The 21,419-nt window shown below is 60.6% G+C and carries 18 protein-coding genes; 7 read left to right on the top strand and 11 right to left on the bottom strand.

Translation table 11 applies throughout. The features are described 5' to 3' along the window. Positions 1-90: 90 nt before the first annotated feature. Together cysS and R0125_RS05710 are read right to left on the bottom strand one after the other, a co-directional pair. Positions 91-1,473: a cysteine--tRNA ligase gene (gene cysS / locus R0125_RS05715; protein WP_317237472.1), complete on the bottom strand. Its 1,383-nt coding sequence runs from the start codon at positions 1,471-1,473 to the stop codon at positions 91-93. Beyond that, a complete protein-coding gene (locus tag R0125_RS05710; protein ID WP_317237471.1) occupies positions 1,470-3,149 on the bottom strand; it encodes a glutamine--tRNA ligase/YqeY domain fusion protein in 1,680 nt (559 codons plus the stop codon). Before R0125_RS05710 ends, cysS begins: the two co-directional genes overlap by 4 nt. A gap of 137 nt (positions 3,150-3,286) precedes the next feature. On the opposite strand from R0125_RS05710, the gene R0125_RS05705 reads away from it, so the two are divergent. Both R0125_RS05705 and R0125_RS05700 read left to right on the top strand, forming a co-directional pair. Next, a complete protein-coding gene (locus R0125_RS05705; RefSeq protein ID WP_248185462.1) occupies positions 3,287-3,796 on the top strand; it encodes a peptidylprolyl isomerase in 510 nt (169 codons plus the stop codon). Further along, entirely contained in the window at positions 3,793-4,518 is a 726-nt protein-coding gene (locus tag R0125_RS05700; RefSeq protein WP_317237470.1) for a UDP-2,3-diacylglucosamine diphosphatase, read from the top strand. Before R0125_RS05705 ends, R0125_RS05700 begins: the two co-directional genes overlap by 4 nt. A gap of 50 nt (positions 4,519-4,568) precedes the next feature. Here the strand turns inward: R0125_RS05700 and R0125_RS05695 are convergent, their stop codons facing one another. Continuing rightward, positions 4,569-5,396, bottom strand: a complete 828-nt coding sequence (locus R0125_RS05695) for a hypothetical protein (protein WP_248185460.1) — start codon at positions 5,394-5,396, stop codon at positions 4,569-4,571. 160 nt (positions 5,397-5,556) lie between these two features. Between R0125_RS05695 and R0125_RS05690 the strand changes: the two genes are divergently transcribed. Genes R0125_RS05690 through R0125_RS05680 form a run of 3 tightly spaced genes read left to right on the top strand, consistent with a single transcriptional unit; the run spans position 5,557 to position 12,135 of the window. After that, the gene (locus R0125_RS05690; protein ID WP_317237469.1) at positions 5,557-7,470 is read left to right on the top strand and encodes an LTA synthase family protein; all 1,914 of its coding nucleotides are present in this window, start codon (positions 5,557-5,559) and stop codon (positions 7,468-7,470) included. 44 nt (positions 7,471-7,514) lie between these two features. Continuing rightward, on the top strand, positions 7,515-9,323 hold the full coding sequence (locus R0125_RS05685; RefSeq protein ID WP_317237468.1) for a glycerophosphodiester phosphodiesterase family protein: 1,809 nt from the start codon (positions 7,515-7,517) through the stop codon (positions 9,321-9,323). A gap of 34 nt (positions 9,324-9,357) precedes the next feature. Next, complete coding sequence (locus R0125_RS05680) at positions 9,358-12,135, top strand: mechanosensitive ion channel domain-containing protein (protein ID WP_317237467.1); 2,778 nt, start codon at positions 9,358-9,360, stop codon at positions 12,133-12,135. 31 nt (positions 12,136-12,166) lie between these two features. On the opposite strand, the gene R0125_RS05675 is transcribed toward R0125_RS05680, so the two are convergent. The 3 genes from R0125_RS05675 to R0125_RS05665 form a co-directional block, all read right to left on the bottom strand. Next, positions 12,167-12,781, bottom strand: coding sequence for a TPM domain-containing protein (locus R0125_RS05675; RefSeq protein ID WP_248185456.1), 615 nt, complete (start codon positions 12,779-12,781; stop codon positions 12,167-12,169). A 63-nt stretch (positions 12,782-12,844) separates the two neighbouring features. Further along, complete coding sequence (locus R0125_RS05670; RefSeq protein ID WP_410797592.1) at positions 12,845-13,585, bottom strand: TPM domain-containing protein; 741 nt, start codon at positions 13,583-13,585, stop codon at positions 12,845-12,847. 8 nt (positions 13,586-13,593) lie between these two features. Continuing rightward, entirely contained in the window at positions 13,594-14,211 is a 618-nt protein-coding gene (locus R0125_RS05665; protein WP_248185455.1) for a LemA family protein, read from the bottom strand. A gap of 119 nt (positions 14,212-14,330) precedes the next feature. Between R0125_RS05665 and R0125_RS05660 the strand changes: the two genes are divergently transcribed. After that, positions 14,331-14,801, top strand: a complete 471-nt coding sequence (locus R0125_RS05660; RefSeq protein WP_317237466.1) for a hypothetical protein — start codon at positions 14,331-14,333, stop codon at positions 14,799-14,801. Here R0125_RS05660 and R0125_RS05655 read toward each other — a convergent pair. The 4 genes from R0125_RS05655 to R0125_RS05640 all read right to left on the bottom strand — a co-directional run bounded on the left by R0125_RS05655 (position 14,788) and on the right by R0125_RS05640 (position 19,669). Next, positions 14,788-16,368 carry a PQQ-dependent sugar dehydrogenase gene (locus R0125_RS05655; RefSeq protein ID WP_317237465.1) on the bottom strand — a complete coding sequence of 527 codons (1,581 nt, stop codon included), beginning with the start codon at positions 16,366-16,368 and terminating at the stop codon, positions 14,788-14,790. The genes R0125_RS05660 and R0125_RS05655 overlap by 14 nt on opposite strands. Positions 16,369-16,419: 51 nt before the next feature. Next, positions 16,420-17,529: a hypothetical protein gene (locus tag R0125_RS05650; protein ID WP_317237464.1), complete on the bottom strand. Its 1,110-nt coding sequence runs from the start codon at positions 17,527-17,529 to the stop codon at positions 16,420-16,422. A gap of 30 nt (positions 17,530-17,559) precedes the next feature. Next, a complete protein-coding gene (locus tag R0125_RS05645) occupies positions 17,560-18,789 on the bottom strand; it encodes a nucleoside recognition domain-containing protein (RefSeq protein ID WP_317237463.1) in 1,230 nt (409 codons plus the stop codon). 109 nt (positions 18,790-18,898) lie between these two features. Beyond that, entirely contained in the window at positions 18,899-19,669 is a 771-nt protein-coding gene (locus R0125_RS05640; RefSeq protein ID WP_248185450.1) for a ferredoxin--NADP reductase, read from the bottom strand. A 134-nt stretch (positions 19,670-19,803) separates the two neighbouring features. Here R0125_RS05640 and R0125_RS05635 point away from each other — a divergent pair, with 134 nt between their 5' ends. Further along, positions 19,804-20,685, top strand: a complete 882-nt coding sequence (locus R0125_RS05635) for a LysR family transcriptional regulator (RefSeq protein WP_317237462.1) — start codon at positions 19,804-19,806, stop codon at positions 20,683-20,685. Here the strand turns inward: R0125_RS05635 and R0125_RS05630 are convergent. Then, complete coding sequence (locus tag R0125_RS05630; protein WP_317237460.1) at positions 20,680-21,285, bottom strand: tRNA-(ms[2]io[6]A)-hydroxylase; 606 nt, start codon at positions 21,283-21,285, stop codon at positions 20,680-20,682. The genes R0125_RS05635 and R0125_RS05630 overlap by 6 nt on opposite strands. Between the last annotated feature and the right edge of the window lie 134 nt (positions 21,286-21,419).

The following is a 21,419-nucleotide window of genomic DNA, read 5'->3' as shown; positions in this document are numbered from 1 at the left end:
CCTCAGTGGGTTAATTTCCCGACTCCCCTGTTCCCGGAGAGTTGTTCTATCAAAATGAGCGCCGGATTGTACGTGAAAATCCGTAAGGGGTCAGCCCCGGCGCCAGGTCGTCCCTTCACGGGAATCGTCAAGAATGACGCCTTTCTCAGCGAGTTCGTCCCGGATGCGGTCACCTTCGGCGAAGTTTTTGGCTTTGCGGGCGTCAGCGCGGGCCTGAATCATGGCCTCGATGTCCTCCGCGGACAGCTCCCCTCCAGAGTCTGCCTGGAAGAACGCCTCCGGATCCTGTTGCAGCAGGCCCAGCACGCCACCCAGCCGCACCAGCACGGCCGCGGCCTCCCGGGCCTGCTCGTCGCGCCCCTCGCGCCGGTGCTGGTTGATGTCGTTCGCCACGGCATGAAGCACGGCAATGGCACCGGCGGTATTGAAATCGTCGCTCATCACCTCTTCGAAACGCTGATCATGCCCGGTTAGGGCCACGTCCTTGGCGGGAATCACCCCGCGCAGGGCGTGATAGAGCCTGGTCAATGTACGGCCAGCCTCCTCCAGACTCTCCTCCGAGTAGTCCACCTGGCTGCGGTAGTGGCTGGACACCAGGAAATAACGCACAATTTCCGGCGGGTACTTCTCAAAAATCTCGCGAATGGTGAAGAAATTACCCAACGACTTGGACATCTTCTCCTTGTTCACGCGAATAGCGCCGGCGTGCATCCAGGTATTCACAAAGGTCTTGCCGTTAGCGCACTCGGACTGGGCAATCTCGTTCTCGTGATGCGGAAACAGCAGATCCGGCCCACCACCGTGAATATCAAAGGTTTCACCGAGACAGCAGTTCGACATCGCCGAGCATTCGATGTGCCAGCCAGGGCGACCATCGCCCCAGGGCGATGGCCAGCTCACTTCACCCGGCTTGGCGGCTTTCCACAACGCGAAATCCGCCGGGCTGCGCTTGGCCTCCTGCACATCGACACGGGCACCGGCCACCAGATCTTCCAGCTTTTTCTTGCTGAGCTTGCCGTAGCCCTCGTAGGACTCCACAGCAAAGTACACATCGCCATTGTCCGCCGCATAAGCGTGGCCGCCGGCCACCAGCGTGTGGATCATCGCAATGATCTCGTCAATGAATGCGGTGGCCCGGGGCTCCTCGGTGGGCGACAGCACTCCCAGGCGCGCCTCGTCCTCGTGCATGGCACGGATCATCCGGTCGGTCAGAGCGGAGTATACCTCTCCGTTTTCATCGGCGCGGCGCAGGATCTTGTCATCAATATCGGTAATGTTGCGCACGTATTGCACATCAAAACCGCTATGGCGCAGATACCGTGTAATCACATCGAAAGCCACCAGCACCCGGCCGTGTCCAAGGTGGCAGTAGTCGTAAACGGTCATGCCGCAAACATACATGCGGACCTTGCCCGGCTCGATCGGCTTGAACTCTTCCTTGCGCTGCGTGAGCGTGTTGTAGATGCGGATCACTTGCCCCCCTTACCCCAGGAATCCCGTAGCGTGACGGTGCGATTGAATACCGGCCGGCCGGCGTTGGCGGTGAGCGCCCGATCGCAGAAAAAGTAACCCTCGCGTTCGAACTGATACGGCAGGTCGGTGCGTGGCTGCGCCAGGCTTTTCTCGACCCGGGCACCGGTCAGACACACCAGGGATTCCGGATTGATGTGATCCACGAAATCACCGCCCTTGTCGCTGTCCGGCGATTCGTGGGTAAACAGGCGATCGTACTGGTTGATGTCAGCCTCCACGCTGTCGGTCGCAGAGACCCAGTGAATCACGCCGTTCGGCTTATAGCCCTCCGGGTTGACACCGAGAGTGTCGGGATCGTATTCGCATTTCAGTTCCACGATTTCGCCGCTGGCATCGCGGATCACCTCACGACAGGTCATAACGTACCCACCCCGGAGGCGAACCGCCTGATCCGGCGCCAGGCGTTTCCACTTGCGAGGCGGCTCCTCAGCAAAATCCTCACGATCAATGAACAGGGTCTGGCTCCAGGGCGCTTCACGCTCACCCATATCCGGGTTCTGAGGATGCACCGGCAAAACCAGCGTTTCGGTCTTGTCGGCCGGGTAATTGGTCAGGGTCACTTTCAACGGACGCAGCACACACATGGCGCGGGGAGCCCGGGTATTGAGATCCTCACGAATGGCGTGCTCCAGCATGCCCATGTCCACCGTGCCGCCGGCCTTGTTCACACCAATCATGTCGCAGAATGTGCGGATGGATTCCGGCGTATAGCCGCGGCGACGCATGCCGGAAATAGTCGGCATGCGGGGATCGTTCCAGCCATCAACCAACCCCTCGTCCACCAGGCGCTTGAGCTTGCGCTTGGAGGTAATGGTGTAGTTCAGATTCAGCCGTGCGAATTCTATCTGCCGCGGGTGGCAGGGGCCGGAAATATTGTCCAGCACCCAGTCATACAATGGGCGATGGTCCTCGAATTCCAGCGTGCACAGGGAATGGGTAATCCCTTCCATGGCATCGGAAATCGGATGGGTGAAGTCGTACATCGGGTAGATGCACCACTTGTCGCCGGTTTGGTGATGGTCGGCGTAGCGGATGCGGTAAAGAATGGGATCCCGCAGATTGATATTGGGCGACGCCATATCAATCTTCGCCCGCAACACCAGCTCGCCGTTCTGGTGTTTGCCGTCACGCATGTCGCGGAACAGCTGCAGGCTCTCTTCCACCGGGCGGTCCCGGTAGGGGCTGTTTTTGCCGGGTTCCTTGAGCGAGCCGCGGTATTCGGCCATCTGGTCCGCCGTCAGCGCACACACGTAGGCCTTACCCTTCTCAATCAGCTCTTCGGCAAAGCTGTAGATGGCGTCGAAGTAGTCCGAGGCGTAGCGAACCTCACCCGCCCAGGTGTAGCCCAACCATTCCACGTCCTGCTTGATAGCGTCGATGTATTCCTGCGACTCTTTCTCGGGATTGGTGTCGTCGAAACGCAGATTGCACTCGCCACTGAAAGTGCCGGCAATCCCGAAATTCAGGCAGATCGACTTGGCGTGCCCCACGTGCAGGTAGCCGTTCGGCTCCGGCGGGAACCGGGTCACCACTTGGCCGCTGTGCTCGCCTTTGGCAATCGCATCTTCAATCAGGCTCTGGATAAAGTTATGGGCTTTCTTTGACTCGGCGCTCATAGGTTCTCTGTCAAAAGGGAGTGGATCTGAAACCGCTTATTATACTCACAAATGCGCCTCTAACTCATGCACACGCACAAACTCTTCAGTACAATAGTGTCACAAGCTATTCTTATCCCTTGATACAGGAAAACCTGATGATTCTGCTGAAAACCTCCCACGGTGACATCACACTGGAGCTGGACTACGAGAAAGCGCCGGAAACCGCAAAAAATTTCGAGCAATACGTTCGTGACGGCTTCTTCGACGGACTGATTTTCCACCGTGTTATCAGCAACTTCATGATTCAGGGCGGCGGCTTCGAGCCCGGCATGACGCCGCGCAAAACCCGCGACCCGATCCAGAACGAGGCAGACAACGGCCTGAGCAACATGCAGGGCACCATCGCCATGGCCCGCACCATGGATCCGCACTCCGCCACAGCCCAGTTCTTTATCAACGTTGAAAACAACGGCTTCCTCGACCACACCGCCAAAAATGCCGAAGGCTGGGGTTACTGCGTCTTCGGCAAGGTGGTCAACGGCATGGAAACCGTGAATGCGATCCGTGCCGTGCGCACCACCATGAGCGCCGGCCATCAGGACGTCCCCTCAGAAGACGTGGTCATCGTGAAAGCGGAGGTAGTCGAGGGCGGAGGCGCGGTGTGACCACGCTGTTCATTTCCGATCTGCACCTCGAAGAATCCCGCCCGGACATCACCGACGCCTTTCTGGGCTTCCTGGAAACCCGCGCCCGGGGTGTAGAGCAGCTCTACATCCTGGGGGATTTCTTCGAAGCATGGATCGGAGACGATGAACGCACGCCACTCCAGGACACCATTGCCGGCGCCCTGAAAGCACTCAGCGACAGCGGCACCGCCATTTTCCTGATGCACGGTAACCGAGACTTCCTGATCGGCGAAGACTTCTGCACCCGCGCCGGGGCCACCCTGCTGGATGACCCCACGGTGGTGGATCTGTACGGCACCCCCACCCTGCTGATGCACGGCGACAGCCTGTGCACTGCCGATGTGGAGTACCAGAAGTTCCGCCAGAACATGCGCAACCCCCAATGGCAGCAGATGATACTTCAGCGCCCACTGGCAGACCGTCAGCAGATGGCCCGCCAGTTACGGGAAATCAGCATGGCCAAAAACCAGGGCAAGGAAGAGTTCATCATGGACGTCACCCCGGAAGAGGTGGTGAGCGTGATGGAAGATCACGGGGTACAACGACTGATCCACGGCCACACTCACCGGCCGGCAGAGCATTCTCTGGAAGCGAACGGCAAACCCGCCAGGCGTATCGTGCTGGGCGACTGGGACACCCATGTCTGGTGGCTGAGCGTTGAGCCGGGCCGCGAGCCCGTGCTGGACAAGACGCCACTCTGAACGCTCCGGAGGCCGCACAGAAGGCCATGCCGAATCGGGGCGGGCGCCAATCAGCCCCCCGATTCGCCAGGCTCCCGATAGGTCTCCAACCGTTTGAGCCAGCCTGGCAGCCAGCGCTCTCGCTCAATGGGCTTGTCTGCATTATGCGCCCGCCGGGTCAGCACCTCCGCGGCGGCGGCCCGGAAGCGGGGCAGCACCGGGCTATCGGCGGAGTCAGACATTGCGAGCAACACCTGCAACAACCCCCATCCCTGCCCCTCGTAGCGCTCGGTCGGGCTCAACCCCTCTCCCTTGAAGTTAACGTAGTCAATCACCGCGTAGGTGCCGCCGGGGGTCTTGCTCAACGCCTCCAATTGCTGACGAATCGACGCTTGCCTGGCTGACGGGGCCGCGGCAATGATTTTCTCGAGTGATTCCCGGGCCCGGCCGACAATGAATGCCGCCTGTTCGCCCTTGGTGTCTGCCAGAAACGCCCGCAGCGCCTCGATTCGGTTGCTGTCCGCGCTGGCGAGAAATTGCGCCCGATCAGCCCAGGGTGCTCCCGGCACGGGAGTCTTGTTGAGCCACTCGGGCACGGCAGCGGACCGGTCCTGCATGTGACGTATCAGCGTCGGAAAGCTCTCCACAAACGGCCCGCTCACGCCCTCGGGGTACCAGATGAAATGGCCGATTCCCAGTGAAGGGAACGCCTCGCCACGGTTCCAGTGCACCAGACATTCGCGGCGACCGGCACACTCGTTGCGGAATACCTGCTGGCCCACCCACTCCAGCTCCTGCTCGGTCAAAGACAGCTGTATGGAATACTCACGGCCAGACGCCGACGCCAACATCAACAATGCCGCCAGACCCAATACCAAACCCACCCAGGACGTTCTCACTCAGTGCTCCGGAATTCATAAAACCCCCATTAAACCACTGACGGCCCTTTCCGCGAGATTAATTCTGGGACACAGAGGCGACAGGACCGCCGGAACAGTTGAAGCCTGAAATCACAGGCGCATACTGTACGATTACATTGGACACAGGAACTCCGCCACCATGAGATTTCTCACGGTTCTGACGGACCGTCGTTTTTTACTAACCGTGTTACTGGCACTGGGCTGGTTGCTGTTGGTTCGTGCCGGCGTCATTCTCCAGAGCGGGGTCTGGCCGAGCCCGGTGGGCACCATCGGCGGCGACCTCGCCGGGGCATTTATTCTGGCGGTATTGCTCACCATCACCAGAGGGCCTTTCCGCTTCGCCCTGGTTCTGCTGCTTGGCTGCGCCGCATATGTGGCAGGCATGCATCTGACGGCCCACGGCACCCTGTTCCAGCTCGCTTTTGCCGGCAAAGGTATGGACCCCACCTTCATCACCGGAAGCCTGATCAATGTGTACCTGTTTCTCCTGCCGCTGTACCTCGTTCTCGCCTGGGGACTTCACCGCGCCCACCGTGCCTTGATACCCGACCCTCCGCGGGGCTTTTGCAGCCTGACTGTGTCCGCCGCAGTTGTGGTTGCCGTCTACTCGCTGTCTTTTCCAAGCCTGACCACGCCAGCCAACAACGTCGTGGCCAGTGTGTTCGCGCAAATTCCCGGCACCATCGTCAACCCGGTTGGCACCGCGATTGGTGATGAAGCGGTAGAAACCGATGAGACACTGACGTCGAAAACCAATTTTTTTCACCAACAGGTCACATCACGCCCCGACACCACCAAGCCGAACGTGCTGCTGATCATGATTGAGGGCCTGTCCGGCGGTTACTTTCCCAGCATCAGCCAGTATCACGACCTGCAACCCACCGTGGTGCTTGAGCATCTGGAGGACACACTGGCGAACAAGGGCTTCCGGCTTTATCGCAACACCCTGAGCATGGAGCGTCAAACCGACCGTGGCACCTTCGCCATCCTGTGCGGGCGCTACCCGGACTTCCGCCGCCCCTCCCGGAAGATGCTGGACGTCGTTGAAGAACGTACCTCACCAGACTGCCTCCCCTCCAAGTTGAAGGATCATGGCTATCACACCGCGTACTGGCAGGCCGCGCCCATTGAGTACATGAAGAAAGACGAATTCATGCCGAAGGCGGGATTTGTGGATGTGACCGGCGCCGAGCGTTTTGTCTCTGCGGAAAACGACGTCGGCGAAGCCGGGCCCAAGGGCAGCGACGGGACTGACGCCAGCGAGACTGCAGAAGGCTGGGGCCCACCGGATCCCGTCTACTTCAGGGATGTTACCGGGCGGTTGACCGAACTGAACCGGGACACGTCACCCTGGTTCGTGACCTTGCTGAACGTGGGCACTCACCACCCGTTCGACATCGGCGAAGAAGCCGAACAAGACACCGGGACGCAGGCTGGCGAGGCGCTGATGGAATCGGCAGAAGCGGCCCTGATCGAGCCACAACGGGCCCGCCGCGCCGCAATGAAAGTCATGGAAAAAACCCTGGGTGAGTTTCTCGACCGGCTGGAAGCCGAAGGGATCCTGGAGAATACCCTCGTGATCCTGACGTCCGACGAGTCCGGCGGATTCGTGCGGGAGGATCATGAAACGCTCCCCCTCAATAGCAACCTCGGCGTGCTCGCCGTTCGCCCGCCGGATCTGGCCGATCTTGAGCGCTACGCGCCGGCCACGGCACTCACCGCCCAGCTGGATATACCCATGACCATTCTGGATGCCACGGGTAACGGTAAGCATGCCGGCGATATGGTAGGCCGCAGCCTGCTGGTCACCGACGATCGCCAACCCCGCGACATCATGCTCGCCGACACCTACACCGGGCTCAAGTATTTCCTGCGCGAGAGCGGCCAGCTGCTCTCCTGCACCGAAATGCTGACTCGCTGCACTTCGTGGTCCTTCGATCCCAGGCGGGTTTTTGGCTCCTTCCGGGAAACGGAGGAACCGCCCTTCCTGTCCCTTGAGGAGCGCCTGGCCCTGTTTGAGAATGCCGCCACGCCCGATCCGATCGAGGAATGAATCGTACCCACAGCACCAACCCGGAGATCTGACATTAGCGGCCTATGAAGACGCTGATTACCAGCACAATCAATATCCTCCACAGCCGCCGCCGGGCCCTGCTGACTTTCTACCTGTTCTTCTCCGGGCTTGCGATGGCGGCGCTGACCCCGGCCATTACCTGGGCGCTGGCATCCCTGCGCCCGGTGACCGGGCGGGCCGCAATCAGCACCGGTGGCATCATGGAGTTCCTGGTTTCTCCGGGAGGCATCCTCTGGGCGGTGCTCACGCTCAACCTCTCTGTGCTGGTGATTCTGTTGCAGCAGGCGGGCATGACCCTGATCGCGGCCTCCCCGCCCTACCGGCACTACCGGACTGCCCTGAGTGCGCTCTGGGGCGCAGCGCGGAAGTTTCCGGCACTCATCCAGCTGACCCTGATCCAGGTGTTCGCCCACCTGTTGGTTGCCATGCCCTTTCTGGTCGCTATCGGGCTCGCCTGGTTCTCGTTACTGGCAGACTTCGACCCTTACCTGTTACGACTGGAGAAACCCCCGGAGCTGTGGTGGTTTGCCGGCAGTGCCTTGCTGGCGCTGGTCGGACTCATCCTCTGCAACGGCACGCTGTACCTGCGCTGGATCCTGTCGGTGCCCTGCCTGATGCTGGAGGGGGCCAGCCCAATCCGGGCCCTGACGGCAAGCACCCGCCTCACCCGTGGACACAAAGGGCATGCCACCGGCGTACTGTCGTCCGGGTTCGCAGCGGTACTGTTATTGCCCGTTCTGGTTACCCTGGCGTTCGATCAGATTGCAGCGGCTCTGTTTGCCATTCTGCCGGAGCAGACGAGTGTCCTGGTTCCGTTCGTGGTGATACTCATCGCCTGCTACCTGCTAATCGGCATCGCGGTCACTTTCTTCGGCACGGCGGCCTATGGCGCCTTCATCGTCAGTCTGTATCAGCGGGCCAGCGGCAACAACGTGTCCGCGCCTGAGCCCTCCCTGCGCTATCCAATGCCCGAGAACGCCGGCCCGAAAGCATGGATCGCCGAGGCGCTGGTGATCATCCTGGCTTTCGGCCAGGCGTGGCTGGTGCTCGGGTCGTTGGAGCAACAGGAAGAGGTCACCATTACCGCACACCGGGGCAGCGCGCTCAAAGCCCCGGAAAACACCATTAGTGCCATCGAACAAGCAATCGAAGACGGTGCCGACTACATCGAAATCGACGTCCAGATCACCGCGGATGGCGTGCCGGTGTTGTGGCATGACTCTGACATGAAGCGAATTTTCGGCTTGCGGGAACGAGTCAGCGAGACGTCTTTTGCCGACATCCGCGACCTCGACGCCGGTACCTGGTTTGACCGGCAATTCGGTGATGAACGGATTGCCACGCTGGCCGATGCCATCGACACTGTGCGTGGTCGCGCGGGTCTGTTCATTGACCTGAAGCCTGACCGCCACACCCCGCATCTGGCGCGGGCAGTCGTTGACCTGCTGCACCAGCAGGACTTTGTGGACGGCACCATGGTGGCCGCCGCTGACTGGTCAACGCTGCAAGAGGTAAAACGGCTTGAGCCCGGCCTGAAAACCACCTTGCTGGCGCAGTTCGTGGTCGGGCCGCTCTGGGAGGACAACTACGATGTACTCGGGCTGCGCATGAATCGCGCCACGCCAGCGGCGGTGGCCCGGGCGCATCGCAGCGGTAATGAACTGCACGTGTGGACGGTAAACCAGCCGGCGGCGATGTCCCGATTCATCGATATGGGTGTGGATAACATCATCACTGACCGACCCGACGTGCTGTCAGACCTGTTGCAAAAGCGCGCCTCCCTCTCGGATACCGAGTTGCTGGCCACCAAGTTACGCAACTGGTTGCGTTAACACCAATTGGAAATGGTGTAATCTTGACGGACACATGCCCACAGCAAACTCCCGACGCAAGGACCGCCGCAGAATGAACCACCGCCTGCCCCGCCTCTCAAAGCTCGCCCGGGCTCACTGGTTACTGGCGATATGTCTGATCCTCAGTGCCGCCTTGCCCGCCACCGCTGAGGAAAACGACACCGCGGCCGCTGAACAGGCCAGTGCCGGGAGCGCCGGGCAATCGGGCGAAGCCGAAACCGAAACCGACGGTGAAAAGGAAAAGGAAAAACCGGAAGAGGCCCGCCCTGCGGTTCAGCCCGAATTGGAAGCGGCAACCGAGGGGCCGCCGGAAATAAAACTGCCCGATGCCGAGACCGCAGACATTCGGCAGCAGATACGGTCCCTGAGAACCTCGCTCGATCAACGTCAGGTGGCGGTGGATTCTACCCGCAACCGACTTACCTATGCTGAGTCCCTGCTCAACCGCCTCCAGGATGAATACGACAGCTTCGAATTGCGGCTGGAGAAAGCCGGGCTGAATCTCACCGGCGATTACGCCGGCCTGCTGCAGCAAAGGCTGGAGCGCCTTCGTCGCCAGGAAATCGCAGAGGATCTGATCCGCGGCATTGAGAATCAATTGACCACCGCACGGGAGGAACAGCTGCGGCTGGAGGAATTCGAGGCCATCATCGATCCCGGCGACGATGCCCGGGACCAACTGAGAAGCCTGCGAGCCAATCTGATCCGCCAGCTCCACAAGGCAGTCACTGAACACATCGACGTGCTCAACGAATATTACAGCACAGTGTCGGCACTTCAGGGGCGGGTAGAGGCTTACCAGACACTCCTGCAACAGCGCCTGTTCTGGCTGCCCAGTGCGCCGACGGTCGGAATGGATACACTGACAGAACTCTTCAGGTCAGCCGCCTGGCTTGCCTCGCAGTTACAACTGACTCCGTTCACTGAGGCCATCGGTGACTCCGTGTCAGAGCGGGACGGGCGCATAGCCTTTCTGGTTTTGGCTCTGGTGCTGCTGCTCATCAAACGCCGCTCCATCAAAAGCAACCTCGATACCAACCGCCGCCACATCGGTAATGTCGGACGTGATCGTATCGCCTTTACCGTATTCGCCTTCGCCAACAGTCTCTTACTGGCCTTGCCCGGTGTACTGATATTCGCGCTGGCCGCGCTCCTGCTGATGGAAGGCAACGACTTCTTCGCCGCCCTGTCCCGGGGCTTTACCGCAGCCGCCCTCATCGCTCTGCTACTGAACTTTATTCATGCGGTCGCCCGCAAAGGTGGGCTGGGAGAGGCCCATTTCCACTGGCACATCGACTCCCTGCGCGCCATTCGCCGGGAGCTGCCAATCCTGCTGGCGGTCATCATACCGATAACTGTCATCACGCCGATTACCGCAACGCCGGATGGCGCAGACTTTGATGACAGTCTGGGGCGGCTGCTCTTCATTATCGCATCCATAGCGCTGTCTACCTTCGCCCAACGCATCATGGGCGCGGTCAGGGCCGACCGCCCCGGCAGCCGCTTCCTGCGGCTACTTCACGCTCTGGCCGTCGCCACGCCGCTGGTACTTGCCGCTGCGTCGCTGCTGGGTTATCACTTCACGGCCATGGAGCTGGAGCGCAATCTGTTCATCAGCATCTGCTGGGTGGCATTCAACGCCATGCTGTTCTATCTCGGATTGCGGGCACTGGCGGTAAGAGAGCGGCGGCTAACGCTGGAACGACTACGGGAGCAACGGGCCGCCGAGCGTAAAAAGGCCGAGACTAAAGAGGCCGCCGATTCCTCTGGCGAGGGTGTGCCACAAACCCTGGAAATGCCGGAAATGGATCTCAGGGACATCAACCAGCAAAGCACCTCGCTGTTGCGAATCCTGGTATCGGTGCTGACCATCAGCGGCTTATGGTTGCTCTGGGCCAGTCTCATTCCAGCACTGCAACTCTTCGATAACATCACCCTCTGGACCATTACAACCGGCATCGAGAGCGCGGATCCTCTGCCCATCACGCTCGGGGATCTCATGCTCGCAGTGGTGGTGGCTTTCGGCACCGTGCTGGCCGTCAGGAATCTGCCCGGCACACTGGAAGTGATGGTGTTGAGCAGAATGCACCTGGAGCCAGGAACGGGCTACGCCATCACCACCATCACAACCTATATCCTGGTGTTTCTCGGGGTGGTGATCTGCCTCGGGGTGATTGGAGTGCAATGGTCAAAACTGCAATGGCTGGTGGCCGCGCTGGGTGTTGGCCTGGGTTTTGGTCTTCAGGAAATTGTTGCCAATTTCGTTTCGGGCATCATTCTGTTGTTCGAACGCCCGATCCGCGTTGGTGACACCGTCACCATTGGCGGCATTACCGGCACGGTGTCACGCATCCGCATACGCGCAACCACCCTGGTAGACTGGGATCGCAAAGAGCAGATCATCCCCAACAAGACCTTCGTCACCCAGGACCTGACCAACTGGACCCTGAGCGATCCCATCACCCGCGTCATTCTGCATGTCGGGGTGGCCTACGGCTCGGACGTGGACAAGGTTCAGGGCATACTTCAGGAGGTGATTCACAGCAACAAGCGGGTGGTTGCCGATCCCGCGCCGGCCGTGTTCTGCGTCGGCCTCGGTGACAGCAGCATCGCTTTCGAGCTGCGCATCTTCGTAAAAAACATTCTCGACATCATGCCGTTGTCCCACGAGATCCACGCTGCGACCACCCGCGCCCTGCGCGAGGCAGGGGTTGAGATTCCCTTCCCCCAGCGCGATATCCATGTACGGACGCTGTCCGGCCTGGAAGGGCAGAAGCGCTCCAGCGACTAGCCCCGCGTTGCCAGCTTGCAGGCAACGCCTGTTACAGCATGACCAGGCGGTTCGGCAGCTCGTTTTTCTCACGGGTCGCCGGAACCTGAGCCTTGAGCTGATCCCCGCAGGCCCCGATGGCGTCTACAAAACCCTCAAGGGTTCGGCCCTGGCGGACCTTGGCGGTGAAGTCGCTCACAATGCTTTCCCACACCTGGTTCTCGATTTTGCTGGAAATGCCCTGATCCACCAGAATCTCCACGTAGTGTTCGGCTTCGGACACGAAAATCAGTATGCCGGTACCCCCGGCGGTGTGGTGCAGATTCTGTTCCAGAAACTGCCGCCGGGCCAGATTGGAGGCTCGCCAGAAGCGCACCGCCTTGGGCACCAGCCAATGACTTCCACCAGACACCCGCACCAGCAGACACAGGCCGATGAAGGTGCTCCACTGGGCCATTAACAGCCCGTTCACGCCAAACCAGCCGGTAAGAAAATTCACGGCACCGGGCACCAGCAGCGCCACAATACCGGCCCAGAGCAAGGGGATATAGGTGTAATCGTCGGAGCTTCTGGCCAGCACCGTGACCAGTTCGGCGTCGGTTTGTTGCTCGACCTCGGCGATGGCCGCGGCCACCTGCTTTTGTTCACTTGCACTCAGTAATGTCATGATTGTTTCGTTCTCATGGGATCAGAAAGAGGTGCTGCTCAGGCGCTGACCAGATCGGCCGCGTTACCAACCACCGGAAGCGCCGCCACCACCGAAACCGCCTCCGCCGCCACCGAAGCCGCCACCACCAAAACCACCGCCACCACGGCCGCCCATCAGCGCGCCGGCCGCGAGGCCACCCAGCAGGGCACTGCGCCCACGTCCGCCGCCCATACCGCCAAAAAACGAGAGAATTACAATGGCGAAGAACAGGATGGCAAGAGCCGGATGTGGTTTGTCATCGCGCTTGTCCGAGCGGGACTGCGGAACCGCAAGAGGCTTGCCCCCGAGCACCTCCAGCATCGCTTCGGCGCCATTGACAATGCCAGTGGGGATGTCACCGGCGCGGAATGCCGGCGTGATCACCTGGTTGATAATGGTCGCCGAGGCGGCATCGGTCAGGCGCCCTTCCAGCCCGTAACCCACCTCGATGCGGATTCGGCGCTCTTCTTCCGCCACAATCAACAGGGCACCATTATCCTCGCCTTCCTGACCAATGCCCCAGTGGCGACCGAGCTGATAGCCGAACGCCTCAATGGGGCGACCCTGCAGGTTCGGCATGGTGACCACCACCACCTGTTCAGTAGTGGCTTGCTCATGGGCCGCCAGTATTTCATTGAGCCGGCTTTCAACCCGAGCCGGCAGCATATTGGCGTTGTCCACCACCCTGCCCGTGAGTTCCGGGAACTCCGGACCTGACTGAGCCGCCGCGTGCGCTGGCATCAGTGCAGCCAGCGCGGCAATCACCCCTACCCGACAGACCATCAGAAGCATCAGAATTCCACCTGCGGCGGGTTTTCGGCCCCCGGACTTGTGGCCTCGAAGTTAGACCGCAATTCCAGATCACTGTAGAGGAAGCTATGCCAGAGGCGGCCCGGGAACGTGCGGATTTCCGTGTTGTACCGCTCGACTGCCTGGATAAAGTCGCGGCGCGCCACGGCAATGCGATTCTCAGTGCCCTCCAACTGCGACTGCAACGCCAGGAAGTTCTGGTTGGATTTCAGATCCGGATACCGTTCCGACACCGCCATCAACCGGCTCAAGGCGCTGCTCAGCTCGCCCTGCGCCTGCTGGAACTGCTGCAACCTCTTCGGGTCATTCAGGATGCTCTCATCCACCTGAATGGAGGTGGCGCGGGATCTCGCCTCGATGACAGCAGTCAGGGTTTCCCGTTCCTGAGTGGCAAAGCCCTTGACCGTTTCCACCAGATTCGGCACCAGATCGGCTCGGCGCTGATACTGGTTCTCTACCTGCGACCAGGCCGCCTTGACCTGTTCATCGTAGGTGGGGATATTGTTGATACCGCAGCCTGTCAGCAGCAGTGCCAAGAAAGCAAGAACCGAAAGCCTTACGCCGGCGCGGCGGGGCAAGAAGGCAGAACTGTTCACCATGGTGTCTCCGTTCCCTGAAAGTGGGTAAACCCACGTTTGTTGACGTAAGAACGGTAACACAACGGCGCTTTCAAGTGGGGGTATCTGAGAGCCGTCACACAACCCGGGGAGGATCTGCCATGCTAAGAAACGGTCTCGTTATCACGGTGCTGGCTCTGGCTGGCTGCCAGTCGCTGCCATCCGCCGAGGAGGGGCGTGCCAGAGGCGTGTTTTTTGTGGCGAGCGAAAACTGTTTGTCGACATACATTGAGGATCAGAACCGCCTGCATCTCGGCCCCTGCCTGACCATTACCGCCGTCAATGGTCAACCACCAGCGGTGCGGCCCGACGGGTTTATCGAGCTGCCTGTCGGCGACCCCACGGAGCTGGCGCTGGATTGCGTGTACCGCCACCAGGATGGAACCTTTCGTGAACAGCCTCGCACTGGCAAATCCCTTGTCCTGTCACCGGAGCGGTTTACCGAGCCCGGCCAGCGCTGGTACCCCGGCATCCGCACGGCCGGTCATGATGCCGTTCACCATCGTGACACCGATTGCACACCGTCATTATCACGCGCTGCGCAACCGGGGGCATCCGTCAACGGGCGGTAACCCGCAAGAGCCGGCCCCGGGGGCTGTCCGTGAGCAGATAGATGGCGCCCTCCGGACCGGTTCTGACATCGCGGATACGCTCATCCAGTTCACCAAACAGCGTTTCCATGTCCACCGCGCCATCGTCCGCCAGCACCACCCGATGCACACTCCTGTCAGCCAACGCCCCGACCAGCAAATTACCTTGCCAATCCGGAAACTGGTCCCCGCGAACCAGCGCGAAACCCGACGGTGCGATTGAGGGCGTCCAGTGCAAGGCTGGGGATTCCATGCCCTCGTATTCGGTGTAAGGCGTGACCCGCGCGCCGGTGTAATCCAGGCCAAGGGAGACCACTGGCCAGCCATAGTTCTTGCCCGGCTCGATCACATTGATCTCATCGCCTCCTCTGGGACCATGTTCGTGGGCGATCAGGCGGTTCGACTCGCGGTCGAAGACCAGGCCCTGCACATTGCGATGCCCATAGCTGTAGATTTCCGGCAGCGCGCCGGGCCGGTTAACGAAGGGATTATCCTGCGGGGTCGAGCCGTCCCGGTTGATGCGCACGATGGTTCCGATGTGACTGCTCAGTTTCTGGGCCTCTTCGCGATAATCGAAGCCATCACCGAGACTCACCACCAGCGACCCATCCGGCAACCACGCCATTCGGCCCCCGTAATGGGCATCGCCCTCCTTGCCGGGGCGGGCCCGGAAAATCTCTGTGACCGCCGCAAGGCGCTCCTGGCCCCGCTCCAACCGGCCGCGGGCAACGCAGGTATGGTTTTCTGCGCGGGTCCCGCAGGCGTACGCCAGGTACACCTCGCGGCTGCGCTCGAAATCCGGCGCGATCACGACGTCGAACAGGCCCGACTGACCCGAGGCGAAGACCTCAGGCACCCCCATTACCGGGTCAGGGCTCAGTGCGCCGGTCTGATCCAGTATGCGCAGTTGCCCGGTGCGTTCTGTAATCAAGGCCCCGCCTCCGGGCAAAAAAGCCAGCGACCAGGGATGCTCCAGCCCCTCGGCCACGGTTTCCACCCGGTACTCCGCAGACGGCTGTGCCCGTGCCTCCTTAGTCGGCGAGAGCGCGACACACCCGAGCATCAACAGCGCCACCGTGCCTCTGGCGGGACGGCTCAGCCGGCGAGCGGTCAGTGCCGCAAACAGCCAGCCGGACAATGCGGCCGTGGCCAACATGGCCAGCAGTCCACCGGCGCCGCGGGTGGCGGCTATCAGGGTGGGCATGGGGGCCAGGGCGTCTACCAGCCGCAACGTCGCCCACAAACCGACAGCGGCGCCCAGCGCCAGAAAAGGCGCTCGCGCACCGAGGCCAAACCGGTAGACCAATTGAGCAGCAACCACTTGCGACACCAGAAAACTGGTGCCAAACACCACGGCGTAGATCGGGGCGAAATTCATCAGATCCTCGAAAGTGGTCTCCAGCCGCGCCGCTATGCCGATATCCACCCCGAGATTTTGCAGTGCCAGAAGATTGACCTGGGTTTGCACCAGCGTTCCTGTACACACACCAAACGCCAGCGCCAGCAGGAAACCCACCATGATCCTGCGCCATCCCGTGCGATTTTCCATTCTCGAAACTCCCCTTATGCCCTGTCCCCTGCTGAACGCGCAGCGATTGAATCAACGATAATCCGGATACCTCGGCGCTCTGCCCGCCAGCCGAACCAGCATCGCCAGCAGCCCTTTCAGTACAAGGATTGCCGGCAGCAACAACCAGCTCATCAGGTACAGCGCCGGCGCCAGAATCAGCAGCCACCCCATGATCTGGATCGCCAGCGGCGACACGCCCAGCACATCCGCGATACCGGCAAACACGTCATTGATGATGCCGGGGTGCCGCAGAACCAGGTACCCGGCCCCGATGATCGCTGGCCACTTTGCGTACCGCGCACTGCTCAGAATCAGCCGGCCGCCGCCAGTAATGCGCGCGGCCAGAGCCGCAGAACGGGTGGACACCCCGGCACTGCGGGTGGCCGTGGCGGCAGCGCGCCCGGCCCGGAGCAGTTTCACCGCACTGGCAAACACCAATACGTCAACGGAGGCCCAACCGATGTCACTGGCGGTAATCTCGTCACCGGTGCGATACCGGGTTTCCAACTGGCGCACACCACTGGCAAAGAACTGGCCGATGCCTTCCAGCACGCGTTCGGTTTGCACCCATTGAGTGTTGCCTTGGGCATCCATCACGAACTGACCCAGGAAATCGTGGCCCTCGGCGCGGATAAAGTTCACCGCATACCAGCCCCTTTCTTCTGGCGTGAGGTCGCCGCTGCCCGCCGGTTCCCGCGCGTCTGCACTACCCTCCCCGCGCAGCTGCGCCCAATATTCCCGGGCCCGCTGGTATTGCTGCGAGGCGGCATTCATCCACTCGATGGACGTAACGGGCTCTTGCAGGAAATAATCAATGGGCGGTAACACATGCTCCCCGTAGCGGCGCAGCACCTCCTGGAACTCGGCCTCGGCGGCGTAGAGAGGAAAAACCCTGCGGGCCATCTCGGGGTAGCTCAGCAGCGCCGCCTGGGCTTTCAGCAAAAGCAAAGGGTCGTCACCGAGGTCGACAAGCGCGGCCTGAACCTCAACCGGCTCATGCCGAAGGGCATCGAAGTGGGGCATCAGTTCCCGCGCCTGCACAGTCACCAGCCGCTCCTCGACCAGCATCGGTCGGGACACTGCGCTGATCAGCACCGCCAGTGCCAGCGCGAGCCCCAGAATCACCATGGTTTTTCTCAAGTGTCCACCCCTGCCGCAGTCACCGTGCCATTAACCAAAGAACCAATAGCATACACCGATGGCGGTCACCATACCGGCCAGGTCCGCCAACAGCGCGCAGCCCAGTCCATGGCGAATCCTGCTGATACCGACGGCGCCAAAATACACCGCCAACACATAGAACGTGGTTTCGGTGCTACCCTGCATGGTTGCGGCCATCAGCGCCGGGAAACTGTCGACACCAAAGTTGTCCATGGTTTCCAGCATCATCGCGCGGGCACCGCTTCCGGACAGCGGTTTGATGAATGCCGTCGGCAGCGCGTCTACGAATCGGGTGTCCCAGCCGAACCCCTCCGCCAGCCAGCGGATACCGTCCAGCCCCGCATCCAGCACCCCGCTGGCGCGCAGTACACCCACCGCAATCAGCATGGCAATCAGGTACGGCAGCAAGGTGACGGTGAAGCCGAGCCCTTCTTTGGCGCCCTCGATAAAGGCGTCGTAGACATTGACCCTGCGCAATGCCCCGATCACCAGGAACCCCATCACGATACTGAACAGGGTCAGATTGCCCACCAGCGTGGAGGTGGCCGCCAGCGCATGTGCCGACATCCCCGCCAGCATCGTTAACAGCAGCCCTAGCCCGAGCGCGCCGGCCAGCAGATACGCCAGCACCACCGGCTGCCATAGTTTCAGCCTTTGCATCACCGCCACACTGAGCAGCCCTACGAGGCTGGACGCGGTGGTGGCCAGTAGAATCGGCAGGAACACCGATGTGGGGTCTGCCGCACCCTGTTGCGCCCGGTACATGAAGATGGTGACTGGCAGCAAGGTCAGCGAGGAGGTGTTGAGCACCAGAAACAGGATCTGTGCATTGCTGGCAGTATCCCTGCTCGGGTTAAGGCTCTGTAGTGCATGCATGGCCTTGATCCCGATGGGTGTGGCGGCATTGTCGAGCCCGAGGACATTGGCGGCAAAGTTCATGCTGATCAGTCCCATGGCGGGATGGCCGCTGGGTACTTCCGGCATCAGCCTGCGGAACAGTGGGTCCAGCGCTCGCGCCATCAGGCGAATCAGCCCCGCCTTTTCAGCGATAGCCAGAAACCCAAGCCACAGGGTCATGGTGCCCGCCAGCACGATGATGATGTCGACACTCAATCGGGCCATATCGAACAGCGCGGCAACCAGGCGGCTGAAGACTTCAGAATCGCCCATCCCCAGCCATTGCCAGAGCGCAGCGACAAAGGCCGCAATGAAAAAGCTCAGCCAGATTCCGTTTAACATGCAGCGTCCAGACGTTTGATCAGGCGATATCAATGGCCAACAAAAAACCCCGAAGCTCTCACTCCGGGGTTTTCGTCAGGCCGGTCTGGCCAGCAGTATAGGCGGGCTGTTACTGCTCCACAAACGCCCGCTCGATCACGTAATGTCCGAGATCGCCGCCACGGGCTTCCTTGAACCCCATGTTGTTGAGAATGCTGCAGGTGTCCTTGAGCATGCTGGGGCTGCCGCAAATCATGAAGCGGTCGTTCTCCAGATCGAAATCCGGCAGATCGAGATCGCGGGTCAGTTTGCCATTTTCCATGGCATCGGTCAGACGCCCCTTGTTACGGAACTCTTCCCGGGTCACGGTCGGGTAGTAAAGCAATTTGCCATCCACCATCTCTCCGAAGAACTCGTTGTTGGGCAGTTCCTCGATTTCCTGCTGGTACGCCAGCTCGGAGATGTAGCGGACACCGTGGGTCAGGATGACCTTGTCATAGGCCTCGTAGACCTCGGGATCCTTGATGATGCTCATGAACGGTGCCAGGCCAGTGCCGGTGCTGATCAGCCACAGGTTCTTGCCGGGCAGCAGGTTGTCCATAATCAGGGTACCGGTAGGCTTGCGGCTCACCAGGATCTCGTCGCCCACCTGGATTTTCTGCAGCCGCGAGGTCAGCGGGCCGTCCTGAACCTTGATGGAGAAGAACTCCAGCTCTTCCTCGTAGTTCGCGCTGGCGATACTGTAGGCGCGCATCAGCGGCTTGCCGTCAGTTTCCAGGCCAATCATGGTGAAGTGGCCGTTCTTGAAACGAAACCCCGGGTCGCGGCTTGTGGTGAAGCTGAACAGGGTGTCGTTCCAGTGGCGGACGCTGGTGACTTTCTCTTTGATCAGGTTGCTCATGATAACTCTCGCCTGTTCGTTTCGCTTTGAGTGGAAGTTCTGAATTGCATAAATAGTAACCCGCAGCTAACCTATCGACAAAATGGGATATTTTCATAACCTTATTCGGCCTAATCGATTACGGCAGCGTCTTCATGAAATACAGTTTCCGCCAACTCGAAGTTTTCCTTGCCGCGGCCCACTTCCAGAACATCACCCGGGCCGCGGAATCCCTTGCCATGTCCCAGTCTGCGGCCAGTAGCGCGCTGAAAGAGCTGGAAAACCAGTTCGACATCCAGCTGTTCGACCGGGTGGGCAAGCGTTTGCAACTGAACGAGCTGGGGCGGTTGTACCGCCCCAAGGTGGAGGCGCTGCTGGCCCAGGCCGGCGAACTGGAGCAGGCGTTCAGCAAGCACTCCGAGGTGGGTGCATTGAAAGTGGGCGCCACCCTGACCATCGGCAACTACCTGGCCGTCGGTGTCATGGCCCAGTACATGAACACCCCCACCCGACCAAAGGTTGCCCTGGAAGTTGCCAATACGCGCACCATCGCCAAGCGGGTGAGTGATTTCGAGCTGGATATCGGACTGATCGAGGGTGAGCTGCAATCGTCTGAACTGGAAGTGATCCCCTGGCGCGGCGACGAACTGGTGGTGTTCTGCTCGCCAGACCACCCGCTGGCAGCAAAACGAGCACTGAACGACAACGATCTGCGCAGCGCCACCTGGGTCATGCGGGAACCGGGCTCCGGCACCCGTCAGAGTTTTGAGCGCGGCATGCACGGGCTGCTGCCTGATCTCAACATCCTGCTCGAACTGGAACACACCGAAGCCATCAAGCGGGCGGTGGAGGCGGGATTGGGTATCGGCTGTCTGTCGCAGGTGTGCCTCGCGGACGCTTTCCGCCGAGGCAGCCTGGTGCCGCTGAGCGTGCCGGAAAGCCGATCATTCGATCGTCAGTTCTACTTCATCCTGCATAAACAGAAATACCGCAGCGCCGGCATTGATCGCTGGATGGCCCTGTGCCGCGAGCTATAACAGCGGCCCACTGTGAAAACGGAACTCGTTATCGGGCTGCTCGACCAGAGTCCGTTCAGCCTCCCGGAAAACCGCTAACCGCTCATCCACGGGGCTACCGTTGGCCTGCTCCGCCAGCTTGAGGTAATCCTGATAATGACGGGCCTCGGATTTCAGCAGGCTGGTGTAAAAATCCGCCAGCGTTTCATCGAGGTGCGGCGCCAGCGCCGCAAACCGCTCGCAGGAGCGGGCTTCGATGATTGCGCCGACGATCAGCACATCCACCAGCCGCCCGGGGTCGTCCGAACGCACGTGCTGCCGCAACCCCGCCGCGTAACGGGCCGGGGTGAGATGATCGTAACGAACGCCGCGCTTGTTCATGATCGCCAGCACCTGCTCGAAATGCCGCAACTCCTCACGCGCCAAACGGGACATTTTGTTAAGCAGTTCGGTGTTGTCCAAGTAGCGATACATCAGGCTCAGCGCTGTCGAGGCGGCCTTTTTCTCGCAGTGGGCGTGGTCGATCAGCATCAGGTCCTGATGGTCCAGGGCGTTCTCGATCCAGCGATGGGGCGTTCGGCAGGGCAGAAAGTCGTGAATCTCTTGCAGGGCGTCGGTCATATCTCTGTTACGGCAGCAACGATTGGGGAAACGGAGTATAACGCACTTAACAGAGGACTCCGACCACTGTCCAGCTTAACTTTATACGGGGTTTCCTATAGAATACAGCGCCAGATCAAGGAGTCTCTGAATAA

It is taken from the genome of Marinobacter sp. M-5 (genome assembly GCF_032911545.1).
GTDB lineage: Bacteria > Pseudomonadota > Gammaproteobacteria > Pseudomonadales > Oleiphilaceae > Marinobacter > Marinobacter goseongensis.
The sequence above is the reverse complement of the archived record's forward strand: the minus strand, read 5'-3'. Positions and strand labels throughout refer to the sequence as shown.

Coding starts and splice junctions, on each gene's coding strand:
- R0125_RS05675 (WP_248185456.1), bottom strand. CDS start 12,781: ATGACATTACTGAGTGCAAGTGAACAAAAGCAGGTGGCCGCGGCCATC.
- R0125_RS05680 (WP_317237467.1), top strand. CDS start 9,358: ATGCCCACAGCAAACTCCCGACGCAAGGACCGCCGCAGAATGAACCAC.
- R0125_RS05660 (WP_317237466.1), top strand. CDS start 14,331: ATGCTAAGAAACGGTCTCGTTATCACGGTGCTGGCTCTGGCTGGCTGC.
- R0125_RS05710 (WP_317237471.1), bottom strand. CDS start 3,149: ATGAGCGCCGAGTCAAAGAAAGCCCATAACTTTATCCAGAGCCTGATT.
- R0125_RS05665 (WP_248185455.1), bottom strand. CDS start 14,211: ATGGTGAACAGTTCTGCCTTCTTGCCCCGCCGCGCCGGCGTAAGGCTT.
- R0125_RS05630 (WP_317237460.1), bottom strand. CDS start 21,285: ATGACCGACGCCCTGCAAGAGATTCACGACTTTCTGCCCTGCCGAACG.
- R0125_RS05645 (WP_317237463.1), bottom strand. CDS start 18,789: ATGTTAAACGGAATCTGGCTGAGCTTTTTCATTGCGGCCTTTGTCGCT.
- R0125_RS05705 (WP_248185462.1), top strand. CDS start 3,287: ATGATTCTGCTGAAAACCTCCCACGGTGACATCACACTGGAGCTGGAC.
- R0125_RS05635 (WP_317237462.1), top strand. CDS start 19,804: ATGAAATACAGTTTCCGCCAACTCGAAGTTTTCCTTGCCGCGGCCCAC.
- R0125_RS05640 (WP_248185450.1), bottom strand. CDS start 19,669: ATGAGCAACCTGATCAAAGAGAAAGTCACCAGCGTCCGCCACTGGAAC.
- R0125_RS05655 (WP_317237465.1), bottom strand. CDS start 16,368: ATGGAAAATCGCACGGGATGGCGCAGGATCATGGTGGGTTTCCTGCTG.
- R0125_RS05690 (WP_317237469.1), top strand. CDS start 5,557: ATGAGATTTCTCACGGTTCTGACGGACCGTCGTTTTTTACTAACCGTG.
- R0125_RS05670 (WP_410797592.1), bottom strand. CDS start 13,585: ATGGTCTGTCGGGTAGGGGTGATTGCCGCGCTGGCTGCACTGATGCCA.
- R0125_RS05685 (WP_317237468.1), top strand. CDS start 7,515: ATGAAGACGCTGATTACCAGCACAATCAATATCCTCCACAGCCGCCGC.